This window comes from Moraxella sp. ZY210820, assembly GCF_030674635.1.
Taxonomy (GTDB): domain Bacteria; phylum Pseudomonadota; class Gammaproteobacteria; order Pseudomonadales; family Moraxellaceae; genus Acinetobacter.
In genome coordinates, this window is record NZ_CP089978.1 from 2,214,303 (window position 1) to 2,229,531 (window position 15,229).

22 protein-coding genes are annotated in these 15,229 nt (G+C 38.2%); 21 read left to right on the forward strand and 1 reads right to left on the reverse strand.

Going from position 1 to position 15,229, the window contains the following annotated elements; translation table 11 throughout:
- The 8 genes from LU301_RS11160 (at position 1) to LU301_RS11195 (ending at position 5,236) form a co-directional block, all read left to right on the forward strand.
- Entirely contained in the window at positions 1-309 is a 309-nt protein-coding gene (locus tag LU301_RS11160; RefSeq protein ID WP_305270827.1) for a hypothetical protein, read from the forward strand.
- An 8-nt stretch (positions 310-317) separates the two neighbouring features.
- Positions 318-761, forward strand: coding sequence for a hypothetical protein (locus LU301_RS11165; protein ID WP_305270829.1), 444 nt, complete (start codon positions 318-320; stop codon positions 759-761).
- 59 nt (positions 762-820) lie between these two features.
- Positions 821-1,312, forward strand: coding sequence for a hypothetical protein (locus LU301_RS11170; RefSeq protein ID WP_305270831.1), 492 nt, complete (start codon positions 821-823; stop codon positions 1,310-1,312).
- A gap of 220 nt (positions 1,313-1,532) precedes the next feature.
- Positions 1,533-1,715, forward strand: coding sequence for a Com family DNA-binding transcriptional regulator (locus LU301_RS11175; RefSeq protein WP_305270833.1), 183 nt, complete (start codon positions 1,533-1,535; stop codon positions 1,713-1,715).
- Positions 1,681-2,550 (forward strand): DNA adenine methylase, encoded by an 870-nt coding sequence (locus tag LU301_RS11180; RefSeq protein WP_305270835.1) that lies wholly within the window; start codon positions 1,681-1,683, stop codon positions 2,548-2,550. The genes LU301_RS11175 and LU301_RS11180 overlap by 35 nt, the downstream gene beginning before the upstream one ends.
- 12 nt (positions 2,551-2,562) lie before the next feature.
- Complete coding sequence (locus LU301_RS11185; protein WP_305270837.1) at positions 2,563-2,946, forward strand: HNH endonuclease; 384 nt, start codon at positions 2,563-2,565, stop codon at positions 2,944-2,946.
- Between the two features lie 88 nt (positions 2,947-3,034).
- Complete coding sequence (locus tag LU301_RS11190; RefSeq protein WP_305270839.1) at positions 3,035-3,511, forward strand: phage terminase small subunit P27 family; 477 nt, start codon at positions 3,035-3,037, stop codon at positions 3,509-3,511.
- Positions 3,512-3,526: 15 nt separating this feature from the next.
- On the forward strand, positions 3,527-5,236 hold the full coding sequence (locus tag LU301_RS11195) for a terminase large subunit (protein ID WP_305270841.1): 1,710 nt from the start codon (positions 3,527-3,529) through the stop codon (positions 5,234-5,236).
- Position 5,237: 1 nt separating this feature from the next.
- Here the strand turns inward: LU301_RS11195 and LU301_RS11200 are convergent, their stop codons facing one another.
- Positions 5,238-5,438 (reverse strand): hypothetical protein, encoded by a 201-nt coding sequence (locus tag LU301_RS11200; RefSeq protein WP_305270843.1) that lies wholly within the window; start codon positions 5,436-5,438, stop codon positions 5,238-5,240.
- A 453-nt stretch (positions 5,439-5,891) separates the two neighbouring features.
- Here LU301_RS11200 and LU301_RS11205 point away from each other — a divergent pair, with 453 nt between their 5' ends.
- Genes LU301_RS11205 through LU301_RS11265 form a run of 13 tightly spaced genes read left to right on the forward strand, consistent with a single transcriptional unit; the run spans position 5,892 to position 15,216 of the window.
- Entirely contained in the window at positions 5,892-7,097 is a 1,206-nt protein-coding gene (locus LU301_RS11205; RefSeq protein WP_305270845.1) for a phage portal protein, read from the forward strand.
- Positions 7,090-7,626 (forward strand): HK97 family phage prohead protease, encoded by a 537-nt coding sequence (locus LU301_RS11210; protein ID WP_305270847.1) that lies wholly within the window; start codon positions 7,090-7,092, stop codon positions 7,624-7,626. Before LU301_RS11205 ends, LU301_RS11210 begins: the two co-directional genes overlap by 8 nt.
- Before the next feature lie 12 nt (positions 7,627-7,638).
- Positions 7,639-8,835 (forward strand): phage major capsid protein, encoded by a 1,197-nt coding sequence (locus LU301_RS11215; RefSeq protein ID WP_305270849.1) that lies wholly within the window; start codon positions 7,639-7,641, stop codon positions 8,833-8,835.
- 41 nt (positions 8,836-8,876) lie between these two features.
- Positions 8,877-9,119: a hypothetical protein gene (locus tag LU301_RS11220; RefSeq protein WP_305270851.1), complete on the forward strand. Its 243-nt coding sequence runs from the start codon at positions 8,877-8,879 to the stop codon at positions 9,117-9,119.
- Positions 9,116-9,409 (forward strand): head-tail connector protein, encoded by a 294-nt coding sequence (locus LU301_RS11225; protein ID WP_305270852.1) that lies wholly within the window; start codon positions 9,116-9,118, stop codon positions 9,407-9,409. The genes LU301_RS11220 and LU301_RS11225 overlap by 4 nt, the downstream gene beginning before the upstream one ends.
- 1 nt (position 9,410) lies before the next feature.
- Complete coding sequence (locus tag LU301_RS11230; RefSeq protein ID WP_305270854.1) at positions 9,411-9,743, forward strand: phage head closure protein; 333 nt, start codon at positions 9,411-9,413, stop codon at positions 9,741-9,743.
- Between the two features lie 3 nt (positions 9,744-9,746).
- Positions 9,747-10,271, forward strand: a complete 525-nt coding sequence (locus LU301_RS11235; RefSeq protein WP_305270856.1) for an HK97-gp10 family putative phage morphogenesis protein — start codon at positions 9,747-9,749, stop codon at positions 10,269-10,271.
- Entirely contained in the window at positions 10,268-10,645 is a 378-nt protein-coding gene (locus LU301_RS11240; protein WP_305270858.1) for a DUF3168 domain-containing protein, read from the forward strand. Before LU301_RS11235 ends, LU301_RS11240 begins: the two co-directional genes overlap by 4 nt.
- A gap of 34 nt (positions 10,646-10,679) precedes the next feature.
- Positions 10,680-11,144 carry a phage tail tube protein gene (locus LU301_RS11245; protein ID WP_305270860.1) on the forward strand — a complete coding sequence of 155 codons (465 nt, stop codon included), beginning with the start codon at positions 10,680-10,682 and terminating at the stop codon, positions 11,142-11,144.
- Positions 11,145-11,153: 9 nt separating this feature from the next.
- Positions 11,154-11,513: a phage tail assembly chaperone family protein, TAC gene (locus tag LU301_RS11250; protein WP_305270863.1), complete on the forward strand. Its 360-nt coding sequence runs from the start codon at positions 11,154-11,156 to the stop codon at positions 11,511-11,513.
- A 32-nt stretch (positions 11,514-11,545) separates the two neighbouring features.
- Positions 11,546-11,800, forward strand: coding sequence for a hypothetical protein (locus tag LU301_RS11255; protein ID WP_305270866.1), 255 nt, complete (start codon positions 11,546-11,548; stop codon positions 11,798-11,800).
- A gap of 3 nt (positions 11,801-11,803) precedes the next feature.
- Positions 11,804-14,884 (forward strand): phage tail tape measure protein, encoded by a 3,081-nt coding sequence (locus LU301_RS11260; RefSeq protein ID WP_305270867.1) that lies wholly within the window; start codon positions 11,804-11,806, stop codon positions 14,882-14,884.
- Positions 14,881-15,216, forward strand: coding sequence for a phage tail protein (locus LU301_RS11265; protein ID WP_305270869.1), 336 nt, complete (start codon positions 14,881-14,883; stop codon positions 15,214-15,216). The genes LU301_RS11260 and LU301_RS11265 overlap by 4 nt, the downstream gene beginning before the upstream one ends.
- The last annotated feature ends 13 nt before the right edge of the window (positions 15,217-15,229 follow it).

Consider the following 15,229-nt stretch of genomic DNA (forward strand, 5'->3'; position numbering starts at 1 on the left):
ATGCGTAAGTATATTCACGTTGCGTATAAATATCTTCCAGATAATCGTAGCTGTGGCAATGTTGATTTAGACAAATGTGAAAATGGCGATATTTTGGTTATTGATGAAGAATATGAACATGAGATTGAATGTTCGGATTGTAAAAATTTAGAGCAATCTCGTTGTTATTATGCTTATCTCAAACCAAATGAAATTGAATATATTTGCATTCGTTGTTTTACTCGAGAGCAACAAAATATATTTTACAGAAATCCAGTTTTATATCATGCTGATGAAACATTTTTCTTAAAGCGTGATTTTAATTTTTAGGTAGTGAAATGATGACAGAAAATCAAAACAAAGAATACTATTACTTTGGCATTGATCCAGGTGTAAAAACTGGTATTGCTGAATGGTGTAACGGTCAATTAGTCAATGTACAAACGTTGAGCGTAATTGGAGCATTAGAACGTGTAATGGACGTTGTCAGAATGATGAAAGGCTGTGGCGTAGAAATAAAAATCTTTATTGAAGATGCTCGAAAACGCAAATGGGTTACTGGTGGTCGTGAAAAATTGCAAGGTGTAGGCTCAGTTAAGCGAGATAGTAAAATTTGGCAAGAGTTTTGTGTGCATTATGGTATCGATTTTGAATTAGTCTCACCTAAAAACAACAAAACCAAAATTTCAAGAGATTTGTTTAAAAAAATCACAGGTTGGACAGGTCGCACATCAGAACACGCACGAGATGCAGTTATGTTGGTGTGGGGGCGTACGCCGTGATTGAGCTATTCATCATTGTATTTATTATTTGTTTTCTGTATGTAATTCATGGGTAAAAAATGTTTGACAATAAATTTGATTATTTAGATTTGCTTAAGTTTTTGAATAATAAAAATTTAAGCTATGACATTGTGTCTCATAGTAGCAAACCTGCCACGATTGATGGTAATGTTATCGCCTCTGCACTAGCAGACCTTGATGATTGGGTGCAAGCGTGGGCTTACATCCTTGCAAATCACCATGCACGCTCAACAGAAATGTATTTATGTCAGCGTGTTTTGATGTCAATTATCTATGCTGAAATGGCACATCTTAATATTGGCGAAAGCCGTAAACTTATCCATGCTAATAATATTGCGTGGGGGGTGATGGATGTACAAACATCAAAACGTACGAATGCGAGTATACGAGATATTGCGTTGGCGTGCGATATGGATAAGCAAACATACTATCGTACTTATACAAGATATTATCAACGTGCAGAGCAGGAGATAGCAACATGGGAAAGTATAATCAGAGAAGCGATAAAAATTGCTGTAATTGACAAGTGAGACAAAAAACAGTATGATTATGTCATACTAAGATTAGTGTAAATAGAAAAGCCCAATATGATTTATTGGGCTTTTTTACGTCTTAAAACAGGGTGCTGTTCACTGTTGGAGCAATGAACAACCCTTTTGACAAACCTACCTTGTCGCAAGCGAGCCCTGTTGCTATGTACACAGCAACGCAAGGCTATCATATTTTCGATAAAATTGCGATAGGTCAAAAATGAATTTAATTCAATGTGGTACTTGTGGAAAACTTTTAGCAAAAGCGAAATCATTTAAGCAATTAGAAATTAAATGCCCACGCTGTAAAACATTAAATTACTTTGCATTGAGCGTCCAGAACGCCGAACAAGAAACCCTAGAGGTTCATGCCAAAGGTAAAAAATCTCGTGGAAAATCGTAAAATTTACAATTCCGCCCCACTTCCTTTCGTTGGACAAAAACGAAATTTTCTTAAACATTTCCGAGCGTTAATTAATCAACATATCCCTGATGATGGCGAGAATTGGACAATTGTTGATGTGTTTGGTGGTAGTGGTTTATTAGCCCATAATGCCAAATGCTTAAAACCCAAAGCAACCGTTATCTATAATGATTATGATGGTTATACCGAACGATTAAAAAATATCACAGATATTAATCGTTTACGACAAATCATATATAACATTTTAGAACCATTCCCCAAAGATAAACGAATTAATGACGAAACAAAGCAATCTATAATCAATGTCATTCACAATTTTGATGGCTATATTGATGTTCGTAGTGTAAGTACATGGTTACTATTTAGTAGCAAACAAATTAGTAGTATTGATGAATTATCCAAACATGAAATGTATAATAACATTCGTTTGACTGATTATAAAACAGCAGATGATTATTTACATGGATTGGAAATTACATCACAAAGTTTCGATAAACTACTTCCTCAATATTATCATCAACCCAACACACTATTATTACTTGACCCACCCTATATCTGTACACAGCAACAAGCATACGCATTAAGTAAATATTTTGGCATGGTTAAATTTTTAACATTAATGCAAATGGTACGACCACCTTATATTTTCTTTAGTAGTACACGCAGTGAGCTGTTAGATTATTTGCAATATGTTGAACAATATGAACCCCAAACATGGCAACGTACAGGCGGTTTCGACAAAATCAATATTCAAGTTACCTTAAATGGTAGTGGTGCAAATTATGAAGACAATATGATTTACCGTTTCAAATAAATTGGAGTAAAAATGCCATCAACGCCGTGCAGATTTAAAGGCTGTTCAGGGCTTGTAAACAGTCGCTTAAAACGTGGTTATTGCGACAAACACGCACACTTACGCACACAAAGCAACTGGTCAAGCTATCAGCATAAACAAGGTAATACAACTGAACGTGGTTATGGTCATGCGTGGCGTAAACGCCGTGCTGAAGTTTTAGCACGAGACCAATATTTATGCCAAGTGTGCCTAGCTCAAGGTTATTTTACGCCTGCAACCGAAGTAGATCACATCATCAACAAAGCCAATGGCGGAACGGATGACATGGAAAATCTACAATCAATCTGTAAAACCTGTCATAAAACCAAAACACAAACCGAATCGCACGGCGGTAGGGGCGGTAAAAAAGTTTAAAATGGGCGTGGCTAAATGAACGCCCGCCCATCTAAATTTTTACGACCGCGAAATTAAAAATTTAGGTCAAAAATAGAGAGATGAAAAAATGAGCGGAACAGCAACAATTAGTGGGCGTGGGCGAAAGCCTAAGCCGACAAAATTGCGTGAATTAAATGGTAATGCAGGTAAACGACCATTGAATAAAGATGAACCGCAATTTACTGAAATCGTGGCGGTTGAACCGCCTGAATGGTTATCAGAAATAGCAGTCCAAATGTGGCAAACTATTACGCCTGAACTGCTTAAAAATAAGATTTTAACTGTGGCAGATTTACACAATGTCGAAGCCTTTTGTATGGCGTATGCAAGATGGCGTGAAGCCGAAAATGATGTCAAAATCAACGGCATTACAATTACAACTGAAGCCACCGTAATCAAAAATCCTGCGGTTACCGTTGTTAATGAGGCTCTAAAACAAATGATGCAATTTGGGGCGTTATTAGGGCTTGACCCATCAAGCCGTACCCGCTTGATTGGTGGGGCGAAAAAAGAAACGGTTGCTAATCCATTTGCAGATTTGTAATTATTATTTATCTATATGAAAAATAACGATTTTCCTAATGTTGCTAAAGCTGAAAAATACGCCCAAGACATTATTGACGGGAAAATCATATCAAATAAATGGATTAAACTCGCTTGTAAACGTCATTTTGACGATTTAAAATTAAGCGAAAATGATGATTTTCCCTATTATTTTGACCCAAAAAAAGCTGAACGAGTAGCAAAATTTATCCAATTATTGCCACACACAAAAGGAAAATGGGCAAGTAAAGGCGAAAAAATCACGCTTGAGCCATGGCAAATTTTCGCTTGTTGTATTCCGTTCGGTTGGCTGAAAAAATCAACTGGCTTTAGACGTTATAGCAAGATTTTAATTTTTGTCTGTCGTAAAAATGGCAAGTCTGCTATCGCCGCAGGAATTGGCAATTATATGTTTTGTGCTGATGGCGAATTTGGTGCGGAAGTGTATAGCGGTGCGACTACAGAAAAGCAAGCATGGGAAGTTTTTAGACCTGCAAAATTGATGGTCCAACGCACGCCAGAACTGAAAGATTATTTTGGTGTAGAAGTAAACGCATCCAATATGAACCGTATTACTGATGGTAGCCGTTTTGAGCCAGTCATCGGCAATCCAGGGGACGGAGCAAGCCCAAGTTGTGCCATTGTCGATGAATATCATGAACATAAAGATGATAAATTGTACGATACCATGGAAACAGGTATGGGGGCAAGGGAACAGCCCATTATGCTTGTGATTACCACAGCAGGCTCGAATATCGGCGGTCCGTGCTATTTAATGGTGCGTGAAGCTGAAAAAATGCTTGACGGCGTAACCGATATTCCTGATTTGTGGGCGATTCTGTACGGCAAAGATGTCGATGACGATTGGACCAGCGATATTGCCCTACGCAAAGCCAATCCTAATTATGATGTGTCAGTCAGCGGTGAATTTTTGCTTGCTCGTCAGCGAGATGCCAAACAATCATCAACAAAGCAAAACGTTTTTAGAACAAAACATTTAAATGAATGGGTGGGTGCTAAAAATGCGTGGATGAACATGGCAAAATGGCGACAAGCTCCACAGCGTAAATCATTGCATGAGCTTGATGGGCGAACCTGTTATATTGGACTGGATTTAGCGACAAAAATCGATATGGTCGCTACAATTTTACTGTTTCCACCGACTGCCGATGACCCTTATTATCATGTACATGGTCGCTATTATTTGCCAGATGTGCGAGTTTTGGAAGAATTGGATAGTAATACAGACCGCTATCGCCAGTTTGATGCTGATGGATTATTGACTTTGACCATGGGCGAAGTGGTGGATTTTGATACCATTAAAGACGATTTACGAGAATTTTATAGTCGTTTTGACGTGCAAGAAATCGCCTATGACCCATGGCAAGCGACACAACTCGCCCAAGAGTTAGAAAAAGAAAATATGACCATGGTCGAATTACGTCATACTGTGCAAAATATGTCCGAGCCAATGAAAGAACTTGAAGCGTTAGTTTTGCAGAAAAAATTAGCACATGGCGACTGCCCTATTATGACATGGATGATGTCTAACGTGGTCGCAACCTTAGACAAAAAAGAAAATATCTACCCAAATAAAGAACGAGCCGAAAATAAAATTGATGGTGTGGTCGCTCTGATTATGGCATTAGGGCGTGCGTTGGTTCATCAACGAGATATGGACAATAGCAATATTGATGACTTTTTAAACAACCCAATTATAGGCTAGATTATTCTAGCCCTTTTTCATATGCTCGGATTGCATCCATAATCAACTGATTTTGTGGTACGTCTAACCGTGCTGATAGTTGCTCAATTAAGGCAATGTCATCAAGATGTAATTTAAAGCCCTTAATTTTTACGCCACGCTTTTCATCGCTATCATATTGAATTTGATTGCGTGATTTTGGTTGTTCTACAATTTTAGGCATAAGACTTGACCTTTAAAAAAAATGGGATTAATATAAGGGTTAAGGAGTTCGGAACTTCCTTGTTCCGCCTAGTTTGTAACCGTCATTACATTCTAGGTTGCTGTGTTTAGTATGCGTTCATGCTTACCAGTAATAACACAACAAGGGCGATGATGATTAAAGTAGCTTTCATCGCTTTTGCCTCCTTGTAATACTAGGCTTGTCCTAGCCCAATCAACAGACCCATTCTGTTGATATAGATATTATAGGTTAATCTATGTATAAAGTCAAGTAATTATTTAAATTATTTGGCTTTTTTTGTTGTCTATAACATATTCATTACGCTTATTTTTTAGCTTATTTTGCCTAATATTTGACAAGTGAGACAAAAAAAGGTATCATTTTGCTATCATAACAGAATTGTATCTATGCCCAATGTTTTAAACATTGGGCTTTTTTATTGGGCGAAATTTAATGAGTTTTTGGAGTTGGTTTGGCGGTTTGTTTAGTAGTCAGAAACGGCTAAATAAAGGCGGTCATGTACACACATTTACCGAGAGCCACACAGCGAGCGGGAATGTAGTAAACGCTGAAACATCGCTAAAATTATCAGCGGTGTGGGCGTGCGTACGATTGCGTAGCCAAACGATTGCCAGTTTACCATTGCATTTGTATAACAATGATAAAACCATTGCATCAGACCATTGGCTTTATCGTATTTTGCACGATAGCCCAAATGCCGATATGACAGCGTGCGAATTTTGGGAGGCAATGGTGTTAAGTTTGGATTTATGGGGCAATGCCTACGCCTTTATCCATCGTCATGAAAAATCTCGCCGTGTGATTGCCCTAGATGTATTAAACCCTGAATTTATGACGATTTTCAGAGAAAAAACGGGCGAAGTTTATTATCAATATCAAGAAAATGGGCAATATCAGCGTTATCATAGTGATGATATTTTGCACATTAAAGGTATGACATTGGACGGCTTAGTTGGTTTATCTCCTATTCAATATCAATCTCAAGTAATGGGTTCACAGATTGATGCGAATACTGCATCAAATGCAGAATTTAAAAATCAGTTGAAAACAGGCGGATTTTTAAGAACAGGCGAAAAAATCTTAAATGATGAACAACGCAGTCGCCTAAGAGCCAATTTAGAAACTTTTTCTAAGCCTGAAAATGCAGGTAAATATATGGTTCTTGAGGCGGGTATGGACGTGGTCTCAAGTTTGCGTATCAATCCCAAAGATGCCCAACTTTTAGAAAGTCGTTATTTTGGCATTGAAGAAATTTGCCGTACTTTTGGCGTACCACCACAGTTGATTTATCACACAGACAAAGCAAGCTCATGGGCAAGCAGTTTGGAAGGTATGAACTCAGGATTTTTGGTGTATTCGTTGCGGTCAGTGTTAGTGCGAATTGAACAAACAATTGTCAAAAAATTACTTAATCCATCGGAGCGTGATTTATACAAGCCACGATTTGCGGTTGAAGGTTTATTGCGTGCTGACAGTCAAGGGCGTGCTAATTTTTATACTTCAGCATTGCAAAATGGTTGGATGACGAGAAATGAAGTTAGAGAATTAGAAGATTTACCGCCTTTAGATGGTGGCGATGTCTTAACTGTACAGCTTAATTTAACGCCTTTAGATAAATTGGGAATAACAAATGAATGATTTTTACACTAAATCAATGCAAATTAAAGCCGAAGCCGTCCAAGATGACGGCTTTTTTTCGGGCTATGCCAGCGTTTTTGATGTTGAAGATAGTTATGGCGATGTGGTTAAAAAAGGTGCTTTTTTAAACTCTATCAACGAGTGGCAAAGCAAAAATAAAATGCCCCCTGTGCTATGGCAACATCAACGCTCGGAAGTCATTGGCGTGTGGACGAAAATGGTCGAAGACGAAAAAGGCTTGTATGTCGAAGGTCGATTACTCGTTGATCATGTCGCAAAAGCGAAAGAAGCACACGCCCTAATTAAAGCAGGTGCGATTGACGGTTTAAGCATTGGTTATCGTGTTAGCAAATGGGCGTATGATGCCGAAAATAGCATTATGGAATTGTTAGATATTGATTTAAAAGAAATTTCTATCGTTACATTTCCAGCCAACGAAGAAAGCACAGTCGCCCAAGTCAAAGCCGAACGGCAAAAAGATTTAGACGAACAAAACGCAATCCACATTTTACAATCTATCCAATTTTAAACGGAGAATATCATGTCTGATACCACAGAAAAAAGCAAAACCCAACTCGCTCAAGAATTTGCCCAAGCGACTGATAAAGTCAAAGAAATGGCAGAAGAACTCAAGGGCAAAATGGCAAATGGCGAAAAGTTAAGCCAATCGGCAATTGATAAAGCTGATGAAGCTTTAGTAACGATGAATGAATTAAAGGCACGCCTTGATGATGTGGAACAAAAATCCTATCGCCGTGCAGGTCATGGCGAGCCACAATATAAAAGTATTGGCGATGAGTTTGTAAACTCGAAACAATACTTAGATTTAAAGGACAATCAAGGCAATGGGCGTTTTGCTAAATTAGAAGTTAAAGCAACCATTACATCAGCAACAACCAATGCGGACGGTTCAGCAGGTGCTTTGGTTAATCCGCACCGTGTCAATGGCGTGATTACGCCACCTAATCAGCGATTAACCATGCGTGATTTAATCATGGCTGGTTCAACAGATAGTAACAGCATTGTATATTTGCGTGAAACTGGTTTTACCAATAATGCTAAAGCCCAAAGTGCAGAAGGCGAAAAACTCGCTCAATCAAGCATTAAATATGATGAACAATCTGTTGCGGTTAAAACTTTAGGACATTTTGTCAAAGTATCGAGCCAAATTTTAGATGATGCTCCACAATTAGCAAGCAATATTGATGGGCGTTTATATTATGGTTTAAAACTGGTTGAAGACCGTCAAATTTTAAATGGTGATGGTTTAGGCGGTAATCTTAAAGGGATTATGCCACAGGCTACAGACTTTGCTGACCCTGCAAGTTTGGCGAAATATAGTAAAATTGACCAGTTACGTTTAGCAATTTTGCAGGTTGCTTTAGCGGAATACCCTGCCAATGGTTTTGTACTCAATCCGATTGATTGGGCAACCATTGAATTAACCAAAGATGAAAATAATAATTATATTATCGGCAATCCACAAGGTTCGATTGCTCCATCATTATGGCGTTTACCTGTTGTAGAAACGCAAGCGATTGGTTTAGGTAAGTTTTTAACTGGTGCGTTTGATTTAGCAGCTCAACTGTATGACCGTAAGTTATCGACCATTGAAGCAGGTTTTGAAAATGATGACTTTACTAAGTTATTAACAACGCTCCGAGCGACTGAGCGATTAGCCTTAGCCGTGTATCGCCCTGAAGCCTTTATTAAAGGCACATTAGCTGACAAAGGTTAAACAATAACCCTGAATTGGGCTATTTTTATTGGGGTGCAAAAATGACACAATATACTGTTATCCAACAGCATTTTGGCGATAAGCAATATTTTGAAAATGATGTGCGTATCGTTGAAAATGAACAAGATGCCGAGCAACTTATCAATATGGGTTTGATTAAACCACTTGATGAACAGCAAGCAAATGATGACAAAAAGCCTGATGGCGAAAAAACATCTGATGACAAAAAGCCTGAAGATGAAAAACCATCAACCAAGAAAACCGCAAAAAAAGGCGATGAATGATGATTACACTTGAGCAAGTAAAATTTCAATGCCGTATCGAACATGACGAAGAAGACGATATTTTAACGTTGTATATTTTATCTGCTCAAGAGTTTTGTCAAAATTACCTTGACCGTAAAATTTATATTGATAATGCTTTTGATGATGAAACAGGCATTGAAATTACACCGATTATCAAACAAGCGATGTTGTTATTGGTGGCTCATTGGTATGCAGTGCGTGAATTAACGCCCAATGTACCTCAATCAGTGTATGAGTTATTACGCCCTTATCGGCTGATGGGGGTGTAATATGAATGCAGGCGAACTCAAACATCGGATTACGATTGAGCAATCAATCACGGTGCAAGACGAAAATACAGGCGAAATTAGCCAACAATGGCAAGTATTGGGTACATTTTGGGGGAAATTTATCCATCTAAGCAGTAAAGAAATGCTACAGGCTCAAGCGGTGCAAAGTCAATTATCCGCACGTCTAACCATTCGCCACAGTTTAAAAACTGCTCAAATTGATACGGCTATGCGTGTACGATTTGGTAATCAGATTTACAACATTATCGGTCAGCCAATCCCTGACCATAAAGACGGTAAAACGTGGATAACTTTAGAATTATCAACAGCGTAAAATATGACAAATAAAATTATCTCACAATTAAAAGGATTTGAAGACATCCAGCGTAAAATGCGACAACTGGCAGATGATAAAAAACTGGTCAATGCAACTAAAAGAGCCGTTCGCCAAGCGATGAAACCAGTTGTAGAAAGTGCAAGACAAAACGCACAAGCAATTGATGACCCTGAAACCAGAGAAAATATCGCAAAAAATATCACATATAAAGCGGGTCGCACGAAACAAAAATCCAATTATGTGGTTGGTCGTGTTGGCGTGCTTGGCGGTGCTAGTCGCAATGATAAAAGCAAAACTATTGTCATCAAAGAGCGTAGAAAAAAAGGCGAAGCAAAACAAACTTTTGCAGATAATGAAATTGGCTTAACTGGTGGCGATACTCGCCACTGGCGTTATATTGAATTTGGTACGCAACATATTCCCGCCGTGCCATTTATGCGACCCGCACTTGAAAATAACCGTGAAAAAGTAATTGATACGTTTAGAAATGCCATGAGTACAGAACTTGATAAGGAATTATCATGATGAAACCTAATAATCCGATTTTTAAGTTATTAAAACAATCTGATGTCCTAAAACAACATTTACAAGACAAGCAGATTTTTAGATTATTTTTGGCAGGGCTTGCCCCTGATGAAGTGAAATTGCCTTATGTGGTTTGGCAACAAATTTCACGAAATCCACTCAATACTTTAGGCGATAGACCAAAAATGGACGATTATTTAATTCAAATTGATGTGTATAGTCATCAACATCAACAAGCCCAAGACATCGCCTATGAAATTGAGCGAATTTTAGAAACCGAATGCCGTGTGCGTGGATCACGCATTGAGCAAGACCCTATCACTAAAAATTTTCGAGTGTTGCTCGAAGTTGAAATGTTAAACCCACGAATTTAACCGCCCATTATGGGCTTTTTTTGGAGTAAATAATATGGCTTTAATTAAAACACAAGGCACGCAAGTCTATGTGATTGATGGTACAAGCGTGCATGAAATTGGCGAAATCATCAATGTTGAACCAGGTTCAGACAGCGTAAACAAAATTGATGTTACCCCACTTGCTGAAAAAGTAGCAAAAAAATATATGTCAGGTTTAACTGATCCATCAGAATCAAGTTTATCATTGCGTTTTGATAGTAATTCAGCAGCCCATAAAAAAGTAATTGAATTATCAAAAAGCAAAAAAGAAGGCTTGACATTTGCAATTGGTGCGTCCGATGGTACTGCTGAACCAACAGCACCTAGCGGTAATGTTACTTTACCTAATACTCGCTCATGGTGGAAATTTGTCGGTAGCATTGGTTCAGCTAGTTTTAAATTTGAAAGTGATAATGTTGTAACTTGTGATGTCAGCATTACACGCTCATCAACCGTTGATTTTCAGGCTAAATCTTAAGGAGCAGACATGAAAAAGTTAGATTTAAATAAAATTGTGAAAGATGATGTATTGGTAGGTCAGCCAGTCAAACACTCAATTAAATTTAAGCATTTTGACGAAGAATATCAAGTCGATGTCTTTATCAAACCTTTAAGCTATCAAACAACTGAGCCATTATTTAAGCGTTTAACTCAATTAGATAATGATAAAACCTTAGTAGCGGAGTGGATTAGTTTAGCGGTAGTCAATGAAAAAGGCGAAAATTATTTAACCGTTGATGATATTCAACAAAAATTTAATCAACAATTAGCAATGGCAATCTTTAATCAAATTTTAGGTTTGGAAAACTTAAATGACAAAAAAGATGATGGGGGAAAGTCCAATTAAGTGATGAAGATGAAATATGGTGTGAATTGGTATTGAATGGTATCGGTGGGTGTACGCTTGCCGAAGCCAAACGCAATATGAGTATGCGAGAATTTAATTTGTGGCAAAAATACCGCAATAAACGTGGTAGCCTAAATATTGGGCGTAGATTGCAACAAGAATTAGCTCATTTACATCATTCTTTTATTGTTTCTAAGGGCGGTTCACAAGTCGAAATCCAAGACTTGATGTGCTATGAAGACCCACCGAGCATTGATGATAAATTACATCAATTATTTGGAGTTTAAATCATGTCAAAAAGTTTAGGCACATTAACCCTTGATATGCTTGTCAATTTGACAGGGTTTAAGCGTGGTATGCAAGATGCCGAAAACCAAACAAAACAAAGCACCGATAAAATGTCTGGTGCTTTTGGTAATTTTGGTAAAAGTGTTAATGATACCTTAGCCAATACCACTATCGGCTCATGGGCAAACGATTTACAACAAAAATTTGCAGGGGTCAATGGTAGTGCTTTAGCCTTAAGCGGTACATTAGCAGGTATGGCAACAGGTAGTGCTGTGCTGGCTTTTGGTGCAATGTCTAAAATCGCCATTGAAACCGCACAAGCTAACATGGAGCTACAAAAATTTGCTAATCTTGCTAATAGCTCTGTGATTAGTTTTCAGGGCTTGGCAGGTGCAAGCGAATTATTAGGCATTAGCCAAGATAAATTAGCCGACCAACTCAAAGATTTTAACGAGAAATTGGGCGAATTTGCCTCAGTTGGTTCTGGTGGTGCGATGGATTTTTTTGAGCAAATCGCCGTGAAAACCGAAAAAGGAGCTGAAGGAGCGAAAAAACTCGCTAAAGAAATGTCAGCTATGAATGGCGTTGAAGCCCTACAAAAATATGTTGATAAATTGGAAGAAGCAGGGGTAAACCAACAACAATTATCTTTTTATTTAGAAAGTATGGGGTCAGATTTAACCGCCCTTGCTCCAATTTTAGAAAATGGCGGTAAATTGTGGAAAGACTATCAGAAAGCACTTGAACAAGCAGGGGTCATCACAAGCGAAGAAGCAATAGAGAAATCAGCATTATTACAAGCCCAAACTAAAGCCTTACAATTACAATTTGGTGCGGTCAAATCAACTTTAGCAGAACAGATGATGCCGACCTTAAGTAATCTTATTGCGTATTTTATGAACGGTACAAATGCAAGCGGTCAATTAAGTGGCGTATTAACTGGGCTATCTGCAGTTGCTAAAGGTGTAGCGATTGTCATGGTTGGGCTTGGCTCTGCCATTGAAGGTGTAGTACGATTTATCCGCCTTGCTGTAGAAAATTTTGCTGAATTGGGCATGACCGCTCGTCATGTATTTACAGCAATGAGCAATAATGATTTTGATGGCGTTACATCTGCCCTAGCACATGGATTTGGCAATCTCAAAAATAATATTAGTGCTTTTGGTAATGATACTTTTGCCAATGTTAATCGCAGTATGGGGGCTATGGGAGATATTTTAGATAGTAATACCGCCAAAGCAGATGGTTTAGCAAAATCTATTTTAGCAATTAATCAAGCAAGTCAAAACTCTGTCAAATATAACCAAACAGGCTATACAGCAGGGATTGCTCAAAACAAAACCCTAAACGAAACCGATAAAATTAATAAAAGTACATCAACTAAAGCGACTAAAGCAGTCCAAGCAACGGCAGCACGCCTAAATAGCGACATGGAAAAAGCAATTTTATGGGGTGCAAGCCAACTTAAGATTGACCCAAATCATTTAGCCTCCGTTATCTCGTTTGAAACAGGCGGAACATTTAGTACCAATGCCCGTAATCCTAATTCAAGTGGCACAGGTTTAATTCAGTTTATGGACGATGCCGATGGTAAAAAAGATAAATTATATTGGGGCATGACACGCAACCAATTTGGGGCGTTGTCAGCAATGGAGCAAATGCAATATGCAGTTAAATTTTTTAAAGGCAAAGGCTTAAAAGAAAATGCAAGTCTAGGACAAGTGTATGATGCGGTAACAGGCACAGGCTACCGAGCAGGAACAGAAGCATATCGGTTAAATAAAGTATGGGACGCCAATAAAGATGGCTATATTGCACCTGGAGAATCGGTTAAATCTGGTGCTTTTAAAAAGCACATGAAAAATTGGTTTCCAAATGGTAGCGACAGCTTAAAATTAGGCGAAGCGTTAAATGAAGTGGCAAAAAATGAAGAAAAACGTGAACGAGATTTAATTAGACAAGCCCAAGAAATTTATAAGGCACGCCAAAGTATCGTGAAACAATACATGACCGATACTGAAAGAATGGAGTTTGAACATCAAGAACGTTTACAAGCTATTGCAGAAGCCTACACAGCAACAGGCACAGAAACCCAAGAACAATTAGCACAGCTTGAACAGCAAAAACAGCATTATACGCAAAATGAAATCGCACGCTACAAACAGCAGATGATGGAATTTACCAATGCTGAATCTTTAAAACAAGTGCAATTTCAAAAAACTATTTTGGAAACTCAAAAGGGCTGGTTAAATGTTACTGATTATGCTCAACGTTATTTTGACTTAATCCGTCAAGAAATTAATTTAAGTAACCAACCGCAAGATGTTAAAAATGCGTTAATACAACAAAGCTATGCCGAGCAAAGTATCCAGCAAAATAGCGAACGTGAAGCAACATGGGATAAATATCAACAACGATTTAACCCTACATTAGAAAATCCATATCAATCGGACATGGATTTACTTAAAAAAGCACGAGAGCAAATGCTCATTACTGAGCAAGAATATCATCAACAACGCCTTGCCCTACAGATGAATACTAGTCTAGCGATTGGACAAGATTTTGCAGGGTCATTGATGGGATTAGTCAGTCAATCTAGCTCCACATATAAACGACTATTTGCGTTACAACGTAGTTTTGCTATTGGCGAAGCCATCATGAATATGTGGAAATCAGGCTCAAAAGCATATGCAGAAACCACAGGTAACGTATGGGTAAAAGCAGCGGCAGCAGCTCAAGCGGTGGCGGCTCAAGGTCAATTTGTGGCGTTATTGAAAAGTGTTGCCCCTGTAGGCATGGCTCACTCTGGTATCGACAATATCCCACAAGAAGGAACATGGCTACTCGATAAAGGCGAGCGTGTATTAAGTCCACGTCAAAATGCGGATCTAACCCAATTTTTGCAAAATCAAAACCGTTCAGAAAGTGGGCAAAATATTGTCATTAATGTTGTTGTTAATAGCGATAACTCATCAAGCGTTGAAAGCAATGAACAGTTTGGACAAGCGATGGGCGAAGCCATTAAAACCGCCGTGCTTAAAATCATTCAGCAAGAGAAACGTCAAGGCGGAATGCTCGCATGAAAACTTTTGAATTTGAACAAGATTTAAACGGAAATAGCCAAAACACCAAGTTTAATGTGTTGAACTCGAATTTTGGCGATGGCTATGAACAAAATACAAGCATAGGTATCAACAACCGTAAACATGAATTTAGCTACCAACGTACTGCAAATAAGGCTTTAATTTTACAGATTAAAGCCTTTTTTGATGAGCATAGCGGAGCGAAAGCGTTTTTATGGCAAAGTCCACTTGACGGAAAAATTAAAGTCAAAACCAGCGATTATAAACTCAATTGCTTAGGGGGTGATGTATGGCAGATTAGCACCACATTTACACAAGTCTTTTATCCTTAAACCTTTGATTTAT

Bases quoted from the DNA above. Each gene is read 5' to 3' on its own strand.
- LU301_RS11160 (WP_305270827.1), top strand. From the start codon at position 1: ATGCGTAAGTATATTCACGTTGCGTATAAATATCTTCCAGATAATCGT.
- LU301_RS11165 (WP_305270829.1), top strand. From the start codon at position 318: ATGATGACAGAAAATCAAAACAAAGAATACTATTACTTTGGCATTGAT.
- LU301_RS11170 (WP_305270831.1), top strand. From the start codon at position 821: ATGTTTGACAATAAATTTGATTATTTAGATTTGCTTAAGTTTTTGAAT.
- LU301_RS11175 (WP_305270833.1), top strand. From the start codon at position 1,533: ATGAATTTAATTCAATGTGGTACTTGTGGAAAACTTTTAGCAAAAGCG.
- LU301_RS11180 (WP_305270835.1), top strand. From the start codon at position 1,681: ATGCCAAAGGTAAAAAATCTCGTGGAAAATCGTAAAATTTACAATTCC.
- LU301_RS11185 (WP_305270837.1), top strand. From the start codon at position 2,563: ATGCCATCAACGCCGTGCAGATTTAAAGGCTGTTCAGGGCTTGTAAAC.
- LU301_RS11190 (WP_305270839.1), top strand. From the start codon at position 3,035: ATGAGCGGAACAGCAACAATTAGTGGGCGTGGGCGAAAGCCTAAGCCG.
- LU301_RS11195 (WP_305270841.1), top strand. From the start codon at position 3,527: ATGAAAAATAACGATTTTCCTAATGTTGCTAAAGCTGAAAAATACGCC.
- LU301_RS11200 (WP_305270843.1), bottom strand. From the start codon at position 5,438: ATGCCTAAAATTGTAGAACAACCAAAATCACGCAATCAAATTCAATAT.
- LU301_RS11205 (WP_305270845.1), top strand. From the start codon at position 5,892: ATGAGTTTTTGGAGTTGGTTTGGCGGTTTGTTTAGTAGTCAGAAACGG.
- LU301_RS11210 (WP_305270847.1), top strand. From the start codon at position 7,090: ATGAATGATTTTTACACTAAATCAATGCAAATTAAAGCCGAAGCCGTC.
- LU301_RS11215 (WP_305270849.1), top strand. From the start codon at position 7,639: ATGTCTGATACCACAGAAAAAAGCAAAACCCAACTCGCTCAAGAATTT.
- LU301_RS11220 (WP_305270851.1), top strand. From the start codon at position 8,877: ATGACACAATATACTGTTATCCAACAGCATTTTGGCGATAAGCAATAT.
- LU301_RS11225 (WP_305270852.1), top strand. From the start codon at position 9,116: ATGATGATTACACTTGAGCAAGTAAAATTTCAATGCCGTATCGAACAT.
- LU301_RS11230 (WP_305270854.1), top strand. From the start codon at position 9,411: ATGAATGCAGGCGAACTCAAACATCGGATTACGATTGAGCAATCAATC.
- LU301_RS11235 (WP_305270856.1), top strand. From the start codon at position 9,747: ATGACAAATAAAATTATCTCACAATTAAAAGGATTTGAAGACATCCAG.
- LU301_RS11240 (WP_305270858.1), top strand. From the start codon at position 10,268: ATGATGAAACCTAATAATCCGATTTTTAAGTTATTAAAACAATCTGAT.
- LU301_RS11245 (WP_305270860.1), top strand. From the start codon at position 10,680: ATGGCTTTAATTAAAACACAAGGCACGCAAGTCTATGTGATTGATGGT.
- LU301_RS11250 (WP_305270863.1), top strand. From the start codon at position 11,154: ATGAAAAAGTTAGATTTAAATAAAATTGTGAAAGATGATGTATTGGTA.
- LU301_RS11260 (WP_305270867.1), top strand. From the start codon at position 11,804: ATGTCAAAAAGTTTAGGCACATTAACCCTTGATATGCTTGTCAATTTG.
- LU301_RS11265 (WP_305270869.1), top strand. From the start codon at position 14,881: ATGAAAACTTTTGAATTTGAACAAGATTTAAACGGAAATAGCCAAAAC.